Here is a 12,197-nt window from a genome sequence, read left to right on the forward strand (position 1 = left end):
AGAGCATCTCAATGAGCGAACTGGTTCTGATCGAACGCGACGCTTACCAGATCAAAGGCGTCGTCAAGCTGACGTTGAATCGTCCCGACGCGTTCAATGCGCTATCGGAAGCGATGCTCGAAGCGCTCGAACGCGCGTTGAAGGATGTCGCCGAATCGGATGCGCGTGTGGTCGTGCTTGCCGGCGAAGGCCGCGCGTTCTGCGCGGGACACGATCTGAAAGAGATGCGCGCCGAGCCCGCGCTCGACTACTATCGCGCGCTTTTCGCGCGCTGCTCGCGCATGATGCTCACGATTCAACGCATGCCGCAGCCGGTGATCGCGCGCGTGCATGGCGTCGCGGCGGCGGCGGGTTGCCAGATCGTCGCGATGTGCGATCTCGCGGTGGCATCGAGCGAGGCGCGCTTCGCGGTATCGGGCGTGAATCTCGGGCTTTTCTGCGCGACGCCGAGCGTGCCGCTGACGCGCAACGTATCGCGCAAGGCCGCGTTCGAAATGCTCGTCACCGGTGAGTTCATCGATGCCGCCACGGCGCGCGAGCGCGGCCTCGTGAATCGCGTCGTATCGCCCGATGCACTCGACGATGCCGTGCACACGCTCGCCGCCACCATTGCCGCCAAGCCGCGCGAAGCGGTCGCGGCCGGCAAGGGCCTGTTCTATCGGCAGCTCGAAACGGGCATCGAAGCGGCGTACGCGCTCGCATCGGAAACGATGGCCTGCAACATGATGGACGACGCCACGCTCGAAGGCACGCAGGCGTTCATCGAGAAGCGGCCGCCGCGCTGGACCTGAGCGCTCAGCTTACGTGCTCGACCGGATGCCTTTCGAGCCACGCGTTCTCTTCATCGCTGTATAAACGCGAGCGCGTGAGAAAGCGCAGTCCGGTCGGGCGCTCGAGCGAGAACATGCCGCCGTTGCCCGGCACCGCATCGATGATGAGTTGCGTGTGCTGCCAATACTCGTACTGCGATTCGGTCATGTAGAAGGGCACGCCGCCGATCGCGCCGAGCCTGACGTCCGATCTGCCGACCATGAACTCGTTCACTGGAAAGCACATCGGCGCGCTGCCGTCGCAGCATCCGCCGGATTGATGGAACAGCACGTCGCCATGCTCGGCCCTGAGTTTTTCGATCAAGTCGATCGCCGCGGGCGTCGCGGTCACGCGCAGCACTTCCTGTTCGCTCATGATGTCCCCGTTGTTCGAATCGGCCGCCGCCAGTAACAGCGGCGGCCTCACAGGCTTTAGAAGAAGCCGAGCGGCTTGTCGCTATAGCTGACGAGCATGTTCTTCGTCTGCTGATAGTGGTCGAGCATCATCTTGTGATTCTCGCGTCCGATGCCTGATTGCTTGTAGCCGCCGAACGCCGCGTGCGCCGGATACGCGTGATAGCAGTTGGTCCACACGCGACCCGCCTGAATCGCGCGGCCGAAGCGATAAGCCCGCGTGCCATCGCGCGTCCACACGCCCGCGCCGAGGCCGTACAGCGTATCGTTCGCGATCTCGAGCGCCTCTTCCTCGGTCTTGAAGGTCGTCACCGACAGCACCGGCCCGAAGATTTCCTCCTGGAAAATGCGCATCTTGTTGTGGCCTTTGAAGACGGTCGGCTTGATGTAGTAGCCGTTCTTCAATTCGCCATCGAAGCTATTGCGCTCGCCGCCGGAAAGACATTCCGCGCCTTCCTGCTTGCCGAGATCGATATACGACAGGATCTTCTCCAGTTGCTCCTGCGAAGCCTGCGCGCCGATCATCGTCCTCGTGTCGAGCGGATGACCCTGCGCGATCGCCGCGACGCGCTTCAACGCGCGTTCCATGAAGCGCTCGTAAATCGACTCCTGCACCAGCGCGCGCGACGGGCACGTGCATACTTCGCCCTGATTCAGCGCGAACATCGTGAAGCCTTCGAGCGCCTTGTCGAAGAAGCTGTCGTCGGCGTTCAGCACATCCTCGAAAAAGATATTCGGGCTCTTGCCGCCCAGCTCCAGCGTGACGGGAATCAGATTCTGGCTCGCGTACTGCATGATGAGGCGGCCCGTCGTGGTCTCGCCGGTGAACGCGATCTTCGCGATGCGCTTGTTCGACGCGAGCGGCTTGCCCGCTTCCAGCCCGAAGCCGTTCACGACATTGAGCACGCCCGGCGGCAGCAGGTCTTCGATCACTTCGAGCAGCACGAGGATCGATGCAGGCGTCTGTTCAGCCGGCTTCAGCACGACGCAGTTGCCGGCAGCGAGCGCGGGCGCGAGCTTCCATACGGCCATCAGGATCGGGAAATTCCACGGGATGATCTGACCGACGACGCCGAGCGGCTCATGGAAGTGATACGCGACCGTATCGTGATCGATCTCCGAGATGCCGCCTTCCTGCGAACGCGCAGCGCTCGCGAAATAACGGAAGTGATCGATCGCGAGCGGAATGTCGGCGGCCATCGTCTCGCGCAGCGGCTTGCCGTTGTCGATGGATTCGGCCAGCGCGAGACGTGACAGGTTCTGCTCCATGCGATCGGCGAGCTTCAGCAGCACATTCGCGCGATCGGTGACGGAGGTCCTGCCCCACGATGCCTTCGCTGCATGCGCCGCATCGAGCGCGGCTTCGATATCGGCTTCGCGCGAACGCGGAATCGACGTGAAGGGTTCGCCGGTGATCGGCGAGATGTTGTCGAAATACTCGCCGCCCGCGGGCGGCACCCACTTGCCGCCGATGAAGTTGCCGTACTGCTTTTTGTAGGGGTATTCGGTGCTCAGGAACTGCATCTCTGCGTGATTCATTTCTAGGTGCTCCTCGCATGTCGACGTGAACGGGCCGGCGCTGCCGATGTCCGGCGCCGGTCGCCCTGGATTGCGAGTTCCATGCCATTCGCCCGCGCGATGACGCGATGCACGCGAAAGCCGCATCGTCACGCGGTTTCGCATCGCATTTCAGGGTTTATACGAGGGCCCTGTGCTCTGTTCACATTCAGAACACCTGCCCCGCCTTGTAGCGATGCGATACAGCGTCATGCGAGTGTCATGTTTGTCCGGGGTGAACGTGCACTACCGCATCGGGCGCATCGTGTCTGCGGGCAAACGCTTATGGCACGAGTGTTCATATTGCAAAGCTTTTCACAGTTGTCTATGGTCATGCCCAGCCGTAGCAAAGCGTCGCATGTATATGTCGTTCCATCGCATGTTTGGGCGACGCGAAATGGCCTTGCGAGCGCGCGATGCAAACCGCGTGGGCGCTCGCATGACCACGGCGGGCTGCTGTCCGGCGACCCCGCACGGCACCTCAAGCAAACGATGAGCGCGCATGTGCATGCATGACGCGCCACAGAGACCACATGAACAGCACAATCGATCAAGGGGCCGCGCACGGCCCGACAGGCTTCTTCTCCAAGGAGGCGACCATCGCCCGGCCCGGTTTCTCGCGCTGGATGGTGCCGCCCGCCGCGCTGGCTGTTCACTTGTGCATCGGGCAGGCGTATGCGTTCTCGGTGTTCAATGCGCCGCTCACGAAGGTTATCGGCATCACGAAGTCCGCGCCCGATGACTGGTCGCTCACCACGCTCGGCTGGATCTTCTCGCTCGCGATCGTGTTTCTCGGTCTGTCGGCGGCATTCGCCGGCAAGTGGCTGGAGAAGGTCGGCCCGCGCCGCACGATGTTCACCGCCGCATGCTGCTTCGGCGGCGGCTTTCTCGTGTCCGCGCTCGGCGTCCATCTGCATCAGATCTGGCTGCTGTATCTCGGCTATGGCGTGATCGGCGGCATCGGGCTGGGGCTCGGCTATGTGTCGCCGGTCTCGACGCTGATCCGCTGGTTCCCGGACCGCCGCGGCATGGCGACCGGCATGGCGATCATGGGCTTCGGCGGCGGCGCGATGATCGCCGCGCCCGGCTCCGTCGCGCTGATGAACCACTTCAAGAGCGCGACGAGCGCCGGCGTGGCCGAAACGTTCCTCGTGCTCGGCGTGCTGTACTTCATCTCGATGACGATCGGCGCGCTCGCGATCCGCATCCCGCCGGCGGACTGGAAGCCGGCCGGCTGGACGCCGCCCGCGACCGCCAGCAAGATGATCACGAAGAACCACGTGCACATCGATCAGGCGTTGAAGACGCCGCAGTTCTATCTGCTGTGGCTCGTGCTGTTCCTGAACGTGACGGCGGGCATCGGCGTGCTCGGCCAGGCATCGGTGATGATTCAGGAAAGCTTCAAGGCATCGATCACGGCGGGCGCGGCGGCGGGCTTCGTCGGGCTGCTCTCGCTCTTCAACATGGGCGGGCGCTTCGTGTGGGCGTCGGCGTCGGACTGGATCGGCCGCAAGAATACGTACTTCGTGTTCTTCATCCTGGGCGCGGTGCTGTATTTCCTCGTGCCGCAATTCGCCGGCGCGGGCAACATCGCCCTCTTCGTGCTGGCGTATGGCGTGATTCTGTCGATGTACGGCGGCGGTTTCTCGACCGTGCCCGCGTATCTCGCGGACATGTTCGGCACGGCGTTCGTCGGCGGCATTCACGGACGGCTGCTGACCGCCTGGGCGGCCGCGGGCGTCGCGGGTCCTGTGCTCGTCAACTATGTGCGCGCGTATCAGGTGTCGCATGGCGTCGTCGGCGCCGAAGCTTACACGATGACGCTGCATATCATGGCGGCGCTGCTCGTCATCGGCTTCCTGTGCAACCTGCTCGTCACGCGGGTGCATGAGAAGCATCACATGAACATGCCGGCGCAGGCCGCCAACTGAGATTCAGGAGAGAGATCCGCGATGAATACCCGCATCGATACTCACGAGGGCAGCTCGTCCAATAAAGGGCTGTTGCTGTTGTTCTGGGCGTATGTGCTGATTCCGCTCGCATGGGGCGTGACGAACACGCTCACGCAGGCGACCAAGCTGTTCCAGTAAGTCGGCAGGAAAGTTATCGCGCGCCGGAGGGCCGATTCGATGTCGGCTCACGGCGCGCGTTTTATTTGCGGCTCGCCGCCCGCGATGCGAGCCGCGTGCGAGTCTCAATGCCCGCGCTTCTCCACCCGGTTCAGGCTGCGGCGCGCGAGCACGCTCATCAGGAGCGTGCCGCACACCAGCGCCGCGAGATACACGCCAGCCATCATCCATTCAACTTCAGTCACGCCTGTTCTCCTTCGAATTGAGCCGCGGCCGGGCGCCGCGGGAGTGATTCACGCGATTGCAACTGCGTTCTGGCCTGATTTACGGCACGCGCGCGCAAAGGTTTAGCGGCGCGTCGAATCAAAGTGCGCAAACGGTGCGACAGAGAAACCGACCGGTCGTTCGATTCCAAAACGCGCACGACCGCGCGCGCTGGCGTATCGTTCGATTAGCGCCGAAGAGCGCGCGACGACATTCCCCACAAACGACAAAATGGTCCACGACGATGAACACGTCCCGTCGCAGCTTCATGATTTTCAGCATCGGCATGGGCCCGGCGCTGTGGCTCACGCAAGCCCGGGCCGACGCGCCGCATCTGAGCGAATCCGATCCGGCTGCCGCCGCCGTCGGCTACAAGGAGGACGCCGCGAAAGTGGACAAGGCGAAGTATCCAAACTTCGCGGCGGGACAGACGTGCGCGAACTGCTCGCTGTTCCAGGGCAAATCGAGCGATGCCTGGGGCGGCTGCACGCTGTTCAACGACAAGCTCGTGGCCGGGAAAGGATGGTGCGCGTCCTACACGAACATGTGATGCCGCTTCAGCGCACGGAATAGCCGACGAAACGCCAGACCTTGTCCGAATCGAGGATGAACGTCACCATTTCGCGCGCTGAACGATTGGCCTGGCTGAACTGGGTATCGAAGAGAATGTTGATGTACGCACCGGCCGGCATGTTGCCGGAGCCGTCGTAGTGATAGTGTTTGACGCCCATCGGCATGCGCATGCCCGGCGTGCCGAGCGGCGCGCGGTCGTGTGTGATCTTCTTCGTGAAGTCATCGCGTGAAATGATCTGTTTCGCGATGGGCGACGCCTGATCCCATACCTCGCCTGTCTTACTCTGATCGATCAGCCTGACGATGGCCAACGCTACCTGAGCGATGTCCTGGTCTTGCTTGTCGAGCGCGTCCTGCTGCTCCTTCGTGAGCGAGCGAGCGGCGGCGGATTGAATCGGCTGCTGCGGAGCGGGAGCCTGTTGCGCCTGACATGCGACGCTGGTCGATATCAGCAGAAGTGCGCCGAGCGAAGGTTTGATGCGTGCGTTCATGTTTCAGACGATGTTCGTGATCTGCTAGTGGATTGTATCGCCGTCACTGCGATGGATTGTAAGAAATACTGAGTTTCATGATCTTGATTGAATTTCGGATCGTTCAGGCTCTCGTGCGGCTGTGGTTGATAGCCCGGATTCTAGTGACGTGCAGCGCGTGCAACCCCCACATATCTCAATAAGCCAACCCCACGACTTCCGCATCCGACCGCGCACATTCCTTGCTGCCCATGAGAGAAGGTCAACTCAGTACTGACGCCGAGGTTTGAAAATGCGACTCGTCGACTGGAACATCCAATGGGGACGCGGCGTGGACGGCCGCGTCGATCTCGCGCGCATCGTCACGGAAGCCAAGGCGCTGCACGACTTCGATGTGCTGTGCCTGCAGGAAGTCACGCGCGGCTTTAACGAAAGCGAACAGGCGGGCGGTCTCGCGGGCCGCCCGAGCGCCGATCAGTTCGCCGAGCTCGAAGCGCTGATCCCCGGCGCGACTGTCATGGACGGAATCGGCTCCGACTTGCCGCCGGTGGGCGCGGGCCTTGCGCGCCGCCAGTTCGGCAACGCGATCGTGAGCCGTCTGCCGGTGCGTCAGGTCTTGCGCCATTCGCTGCCCTGGCCCGCCGATCCCGCGAAGCCATCGATGCTGCGCGTCGCGCTCGAAGCCGTCATCGAGACGGACGTCGGCCCGTTGCGCATCGTCAGCACGCATCTGGAGTTTTATTCGGAGAAGCAGCGCCTCGCGCAAGTGGCGCGTCTGCGCGAGCTGCACGCCGAAGCCTGCGCGCACGAGCGCCAGCCGGCGAAGGCCGAAAGTCAGGCAAGCCCGTTCGCCGATACCGCGCGGCCCGTTTCCGCGATTCTCTGCGGCGATTTCAACAGCGCGTTCGACGCATCGGCCTATCGCGCGATGCTCGATCCGATCGCCGATGCGCCCTCATTCGTCGATGCCTGGACCTGCGCGCATCCGAACGAGCCACGCGCGGCGACCGTGGGCCTCTACGATCACGATCAATGGCCCGATGGACCGTTCGCGTGCGACTTCATCTTCGTGACGGAAGACCTGAAGCCGCGCATCGTCGGATGCGAAGCGGATCAGCAGAGCCGGTCATCGGATCATCAGCCGATGTGGCTCGAGTTGCGTTGAGCGCTGTCTTCGCGCGCCAGGCCGTATAGCGCCTGCAACACCGCCGCCCGCGCCTGGCCAACGATCATTCCGCGCCAGATATCTTCGTCGATATAGAAGGCCGCGCGAATCTGCCTGCGGATATCGGCCTTCAACGCGTCGGGCGCATCGGGATGATGGCGAACCCACACATCCGCGCGCAACATGTCGAGCATGTCGGTGAGCGGCACGGTGCCGTACTCGATCGCGATCGATGCAGTCGCCGCATACGGACACGTCTGCCGCAAGGTATCGAGCAAGGGCCCTGCAACATCCGCCGCGATCGACGTGCCGTCCGCAGGACTCGTCACGTCCGCGCCCCACCAGCGCCGCGCGCGCTGCACGTCGCCGACGCAGATCTTCGCGCCGAAGCCGCTCGGTCCCAGACCCGTATGAAAATCGATCCAGCCGATCGCCGCGCACGTCTCGCCGTATTCCGCGAGCAGCGCGCGCATCGTGCGCGTGCTCCATGCGGGCGCGTCGCCGCCGTAGAACATGCCTTGCGCGTGCGTGTACTGCCCGGTCGTCACGGCTTGCTGATACGTCCATTGGCCGCGCGTTTCGATATAGCCGCGAATCGCCGCGACGTTCGCTTCGTCAGGCGGCCAGCTCGCGGGAATCAGCAGATCATGCAGTTCCGCATAACCCGGATTGCGCGGCAACGGCTCGCTGAAATCCACACTGTTGCGATTCAGATCGACGTTGCCTTCGGTCGTGCGGCTCAGATACGAAAAACCGTACGGGTTGATCGCGTGCACGAGCAGCATCGCGACACCGAGCTTGTCCATCAGCGCGGGCAACACGTCGTCACGCATCAACGCGATCTGCGCGCCCGAGCCGCAGAAGCCTTCGACGCCATGCGTGCCGGACGTGAGCACGAGCAGGCGCGCGGCATCGCGCGGACCGATGCGCACGACATCGGTGGCGAGCGTCTCGCCTTCCAGGCCGTCGATGCCTTCGAGCACGCGCGTATCGACCGTGAGCTTGCGCTGTGACGCCGTATCGAGAAAGCGTCGACGTGCCTCGCGGTATGTCGATGAAAACATGTGCGCCTCCTCAGCTGCGCGCGAGAAACTTCTCGACGAGGCGCACCCAATATGTCGAGCCGAGCGTAAGCACGTCGTCGTTGAAATCGTAGCTGCTGTTGTGCAGCATGCACGGTCCGATTCCATGACCGTGATCGCGATGCCCGCCCAGTCCGTTGCCGATATACGCGTAGCAGCCGGGCCGCTCCAGCAGCATGTACGAGAAGTCCTCGGCGCCCATCGTCGGATCGACGTTCGTATTCACCTTCTCCGCGCCCACGACATCGCGCATCACGCCCAGCGCGAAATGCGTTTCCGCTTCGGTATTCACGGTCGGCGGATAGTTGCGTACGAAACTAACCTCGGCCTTGCATCGATACGCCGCCGCCGTCGCCGCGACGATCTCCTTCATGCGCGTCTCGATCAGGTCGAGCACGTCGACGGAAAACGTGCGCACGGTGCCCGCGAGCGTCGCGGTCGTGGGAATCGCGTTGACAGCGTGGCCCGCCTGCATACGCGTGATCGACAGCACGGCGGCATCGATGGGCCGCTTGTTGCGCGTCACGATGCTCTGCAAGCCCGTGCCGATCTGCAATGCGGTGAACACGGGATCGACGCCATCGTGCGGAATCGCGGCATGCGCGCCGACGCCTTCGATGCGAATCTCGAACTCGTTGCTCGATGCCTGCGTCGCGCCGACGCGCGCGCCGAATTCGCCCGCCGCCATGCCGGGCCAGTTATGCAATGCGAACACGGCATCGACGGGAAAGCGCTCGAACAGGCCATCGTCGATCATCGCTTTCGCGCCGCCGCCGCCCTCTTCGGCCGGCTGAAAGATGAACACGATGGTGCCGTCGAAATCGCGATGCTTCGCGAGATATTGCGCGGCGCCGAGCAGCATCGCGGTGTGGCCGTCGTGGCCGCACGCGTGCATCTTGTTCTCATGACGCGATGCGTGCGCGAACGTGTTGAGCTCGGGAATGGGTAGCGCATCCATATCGGCGCGCAAGCCGATTGCGCGCGTGCCCGAACCTTTCTTCAACACCCCGACGACGCCCGTCTTGCCGAGCCCGCACGTCACTTCGATATCCCAGCTTTCGAGCTTCCGCGCGACGAGCTCGGCGGTGCGCGCCTCTTCGTAGCACAGCTCGGGATGCGCGTGGATATCGCGGCGAATGGCCTGAATCTCGTCGCGCGACTGAGCGATCTCCGGAATGATCGGCATGCTTTCCTCTTGTGTTTGAGTGAACGGGCTGCGTTGCTATGCCCGAAGCATTGTCGATGCTCGGAAATCGCAGCGAAAGCTGATATTTCTTGTTCGTGACTTAAGGAAAGCTTTAGCTTTCGCGCGGCGACAGCGCGCCGTGCGAACGCATGCGGATACGTTCCTGCACGACGCTCATCACCGCATGGCGGTCGTGGATCCTGCGCTCCAGCATGCCGACGACGCGACGCGGCGTGTTCTTCGCGAGCGGCAATACGCGCAACGCCGGATCGCTCTCCCACGATCCATATTCGAGCAGCGGCACGACGGAGACGCCCGCATCCTGCCGCACCAGTTCGACGATCACTTCCAGAGAATTCAGTTCGAGAAACTCGTTCACCGCGAGCCGGTTGTGCTTGAGCGCGCGCTCGATCATCGCGCCGGTGCGCTGCGCGCGATCGAAGCGCAGGAACGGGCGCCTCGCGAGCATCTCGGCGGCGCTCGCGGGCGCGCTGTCCGGCGAACCGATCGCGACGAGCGGCTCCGAATAGAGCGGCGTCCAGTTGAGGCTCGCGGGCGTCTTGCCCGCCATCTCGACGATCACCGCGGCATCGATTTCGCCCGCCTCCACTTGCGGCGCGAGCGCGAGCGCCTTGCCGGTGAAGAGCCGCACATCGAGCCTCGGATACTGGCCTTTCAATTCGGTGACGACGGATGCGAGCGCGCCCATCGCCGAATCGACCGCGCCGATGGAGACCGATCCGGCGAATTCATCGTCGAGGCCGGTGAGCCGCATGCTGTCGTACAGTGCGACGATGCGCTCCGCCTGCGGCAACACCTGCTTGCCGATGCTCGTCAAGCGATTCGTGCGGCCCACGCGATCGAAGAGCGGCCGTTTCAGATCGTCTTCGAGCGATTGCATCTGCATGCTCACGGCGGCTTGCGTGAGCGCGACTTTCTCGGCGGCTGCCGCGAAAGAGCCATAGCGCGCGACCGCGATGAAGGTGCGCAGGAAGCGAATGTTGCTCATGGGCCTAGGGGACAACCCGGATCTTTCGATCAGGTTTCCTTGAGTGTCAGTTTAGAAATTCTATATTTTCTTATTTCAACTCGGGGTAATGTTGGCGTGTTGCAGCGGCTCGCGCCTGCCCGGAGCGAGCCCGCAAAAAAGCGGATGTCGTCGCACCAGATCAATCGCACCACGCCACGGAGTGCATTCGATGAGCACCGTATTACCTGCATCCCACGCGGCCGACGAGAACGCCGCACTCAACCTTTCCGGCCGACGAGCCATCGTCGTATCGACCATCGGCAATGCGCTCGAATGGTTCGACTTCATGGTGTACGGCTTCTTCGCCGTCATCATTGCCAAGCTGTACTTTCCCGCGACGAACCCCACCATCTCGCTGCTCGCGACCTGGGCGACATTCGGCGTCGGCTTTCTGACGCGGCCGCTCGGGGGCATCGTGCTCGGCGCGGTCGCGGATCGCGTCGGGCGCAAGTCGGCGCTCACGCTCACCATCTCGCTGATGGCAGTCGGCATCGCGATCATCGCGTTCGCGCCGACGTATGCCGCGATTGGCATCGCCGCGCCCTTGCTGATGTTGCTCGGCCGCCTGATTCAAGGATTCTCCGCGGGCGGCGAAGTGGGCTGCGCGACGGCGTTTCTCGTCGAATACGCGCCCGCCAACAAGCGCGGCTATTTCGGCAGCTTCCAGATGGTCGCGCAGGCCGCGGCGAGTCTCGCGGGCTCGTTCTTCGGCGCGGTGCTCACGCGCACGCTGAGCCCCGAGCATCTGAATAGCTGGGGCTGGCGCATTCCGTTCGTCATCGGTCTGTTGATCGTGCCGGTCGGTTTGTATCTGCGCTCGAAGCTCGACGAATCGCCCGTGTTCGTCGAGAAGGCACAGAAGAACGAGCTGACCACGCGCCCGATCCGCGATACCGCCACGAAGCATTGGATGCCCGTGCTCGCAGGCTTCGGTCTTACGGTGTTCGGCACCATCGGCACGTACATCTTCCTCCTGTATCTGCCGACGCACGCAACGCGCGTGCTGCACATGGCGCTCACCGACGGCCTCATCAGCTCGACGATCGGCGCGCTCGTGTATCTCGTCTGCTGCCCGGTGTTCGGGCGTCTGTCGGACCGCATCGGACGCAAGAAGCTGATGGCCACCGCGCTCGCGCTGTCGCTCGTCACCGCGTATCCGATCTTCGCGGTGCTGACCGCGCATCCGAGCCTGCCGATGTTGGTCGTCTGTCAGGCGCTTCTGATGAGCTACCTCGGCATCTTCCAGGGCTGCTATCCGGCGTTCATCTCCGAGCTGCTGCCTTCGAGCGTGCGCTCGACCGGCATCTCGGTGAGCTACAACGTCGCGGTGATGATCTTCGGCGGCTTCGCACCGGCCATCGTGCAATGGCTCACGATGACCACCGGCGATCCGCTGTCGATCTGCTATTACGTGATCTTCGGCAGCGCGGTCGCGCTCCTGACGATCGTCCCGCTGCGCGACCGTTATAGCGAAGCGCTGCGCTAAGGCGCTGCATCGAGCCGGAAAGGAAGGAAAATGGGCGGCCTGCACGGAAGAACGGCGCGCTTAAGTCTGATTTAAGAATGCGTGCTTAATCT

The 12,197-nt window shown here is 63.2% G+C and carries 12 protein-coding genes; 6 read left to right on the top strand and 6 right to left on the bottom strand.

The window, feature by feature from the left end:
* The first annotated feature begins 11 nt into the window (after positions 1–11).
* The gene (locus tag AWB78_RS24930; RefSeq protein WP_062608663.1) at positions 12–791 is read left to right on the top strand and encodes an enoyl-CoA hydratase; all 780 of its coding nucleotides are present in this window, start codon (positions 12–14) and stop codon (positions 789–791) included.
* Between the two features lie 4 nt (positions 792–795).
* Here AWB78_RS24930 and AWB78_RS24935 read toward each other — a convergent pair whose 3' ends face one another.
* Together AWB78_RS24935 and adh are read right to left on the bottom strand one after the other, a co-directional pair.
* Positions 796–1,185 carry a DUF779 domain-containing protein gene (locus AWB78_RS24935; protein ID WP_062608664.1) on the bottom strand — a complete coding sequence of 130 codons (390 nt, stop codon included), beginning with the start codon at positions 1,183–1,185 and terminating at the stop codon, positions 796–798.
* A gap of 56 nt (positions 1,186–1,241) precedes the next feature.
* On the bottom strand, positions 1,242–2,762 hold the full coding sequence (gene adh / locus AWB78_RS24940) for an aldehyde dehydrogenase (protein WP_062608707.1): 1,521 nt from the start codon (positions 2,760–2,762) through the stop codon (positions 1,242–1,244).
* A gap of 551 nt (positions 2,763–3,313) precedes the next feature.
* On the opposite strand from adh, the gene AWB78_RS24945 reads away from it, so the two are divergent.
* From AWB78_RS24945 to AWB78_RS24955, 3 genes are all read left to right on the top strand, one after another.
* The gene (locus AWB78_RS24945; RefSeq protein WP_062608665.1) at positions 3,314–4,711 is read left to right on the top strand and encodes an L-lactate MFS transporter; all 1,398 of its coding nucleotides are present in this window, start codon (positions 3,314–3,316) and stop codon (positions 4,709–4,711) included.
* A 21-nt stretch (positions 4,712–4,732) separates the two neighbouring features.
* On the top strand, positions 4,733–4,870 hold the full coding sequence (locus AWB78_RS24950) for an MFS transporter small subunit (protein WP_062608666.1): 138 nt from the start codon (positions 4,733–4,735) through the stop codon (positions 4,868–4,870).
* A gap of 487 nt (positions 4,871–5,357) precedes the next feature.
* Positions 5,358–5,663 (top strand): high-potential iron-sulfur protein, encoded by a 306-nt coding sequence (locus AWB78_RS24955; RefSeq protein WP_062608667.1) that lies wholly within the window; start codon positions 5,358–5,360, stop codon positions 5,661–5,663.
* Positions 5,664–5,670: 7 nt separating this feature from the next.
* Here AWB78_RS24955 and AWB78_RS24960 read toward each other — a convergent pair whose 3' ends face one another.
* On the bottom strand, positions 5,671–6,177 hold the full coding sequence (locus tag AWB78_RS24960) for a DUF4019 domain-containing protein (RefSeq protein ID WP_062608668.1): 507 nt from the start codon (positions 6,175–6,177) through the stop codon (positions 5,671–5,673).
* Between the two features lie 271 nt (positions 6,178–6,448).
* Here AWB78_RS24960 and AWB78_RS24965 point away from each other — a divergent pair, with 271 nt between their 5' ends.
* The gene (locus AWB78_RS24965; protein ID WP_062608669.1) at positions 6,449–7,321 is read left to right on the top strand and encodes an endonuclease/exonuclease/phosphatase family protein; all 873 of its coding nucleotides are present in this window, start codon (positions 6,449–6,451) and stop codon (positions 7,319–7,321) included.
* Here AWB78_RS24965 and AWB78_RS24970 read toward each other — a convergent pair.
* The 3 genes from AWB78_RS24970 to AWB78_RS24980 form a co-directional block, all read right to left on the bottom strand.
* Positions 7,294–8,385 (bottom strand): M14 family metallopeptidase, encoded by a 1,092-nt coding sequence (locus AWB78_RS24970; RefSeq protein ID WP_062608670.1) that lies wholly within the window; start codon positions 8,383–8,385, stop codon positions 7,294–7,296. The two genes, AWB78_RS24965 and AWB78_RS24970, sit on opposite strands and share 28 nt — an antisense overlap.
* A 10-nt stretch (positions 8,386–8,395) precedes the next feature.
* A complete protein-coding gene (locus tag AWB78_RS24975) occupies positions 8,396–9,589 on the bottom strand; it encodes a M20 aminoacylase family protein (RefSeq protein WP_062608671.1) in 1,194 nt (397 codons plus the stop codon).
* A 112-nt stretch (positions 9,590–9,701) separates the two neighbouring features.
* Positions 9,702–10,598 (bottom strand): LysR substrate-binding domain-containing protein, encoded by an 897-nt coding sequence (locus AWB78_RS24980; protein WP_062608672.1) that lies wholly within the window; start codon positions 10,596–10,598, stop codon positions 9,702–9,704.
* Positions 10,599–10,788: 190 nt separating this feature from the next.
* Here AWB78_RS24980 and AWB78_RS24985 point away from each other — a divergent pair, with 190 nt between their 5' ends.
* The gene (locus AWB78_RS24985; RefSeq protein WP_062608673.1) at positions 10,789–12,105 is read left to right on the top strand and encodes an MFS transporter; all 1,317 of its coding nucleotides are present in this window, start codon (positions 10,789–10,791) and stop codon (positions 12,103–12,105) included.
* The last annotated feature ends 92 nt before the right edge of the window (positions 12,106–12,197 follow it).

The sequence above is a fragment of the Caballeronia calidae genome, from assembly GCF_900044055.2.
GTDB classification, from domain to species: domain Bacteria; phylum Pseudomonadota; class Gammaproteobacteria; order Burkholderiales; family Burkholderiaceae; genus Caballeronia; species Caballeronia calidae.

Bases quoted from the DNA above. Each gene is read 5' to 3' on its own strand.
- AWB78_RS24980 (WP_062608672.1), bottom strand. From the start codon at position 10,598: ATGAGCAACATTCGCTTCCTGCGCACCTTCATCGCGGTCGCGCGCTAT.
- AWB78_RS24970 (WP_062608670.1), bottom strand. From the start codon at position 8,385: ATGTTTTCATCGACATACCGCGAGGCACGTCGACGCTTTCTCGATACG.
- AWB78_RS24985 (WP_062608673.1), top strand. From the start codon at position 10,789: ATGAGCACCGTATTACCTGCATCCCACGCGGCCGACGAGAACGCCGCA.
- AWB78_RS24930 (WP_062608663.1), top strand. From the start codon at position 12: ATGAGCGAACTGGTTCTGATCGAACGCGACGCTTACCAGATCAAAGGC.
- AWB78_RS24935 (WP_062608664.1), bottom strand. From the start codon at position 1,185: ATGAGCGAACAGGAAGTGCTGCGCGTGACCGCGACGCCCGCGGCGATC.
- AWB78_RS24945 (WP_062608665.1), top strand. From the start codon at position 3,314: ATGAACAGCACAATCGATCAAGGGGCCGCGCACGGCCCGACAGGCTTC.
- AWB78_RS24960 (WP_062608668.1), bottom strand. From the start codon at position 6,177: ATGAACGCACGCATCAAACCTTCGCTCGGCGCACTTCTGCTGATATCG.
- AWB78_RS24975 (WP_062608671.1), bottom strand. From the start codon at position 9,589: ATGCCGATCATTCCGGAGATCGCTCAGTCGCGCGACGAGATTCAGGCC.
- AWB78_RS24965 (WP_062608669.1), top strand. From the start codon at position 6,449: ATGCGACTCGTCGACTGGAACATCCAATGGGGACGCGGCGTGGACGGC.
- AWB78_RS24950 (WP_062608666.1), top strand. From the start codon at position 4,733: ATGAATACCCGCATCGATACTCACGAGGGCAGCTCGTCCAATAAAGGG.
- adh (WP_062608707.1), bottom strand. From the start codon at position 2,762: ATGAATCACGCAGAGATGCAGTTCCTGAGCACCGAATACCCCTACAAA.
- AWB78_RS24955 (WP_062608667.1), top strand. From the start codon at position 5,358: ATGAACACGTCCCGTCGCAGCTTCATGATTTTCAGCATCGGCATGGGC.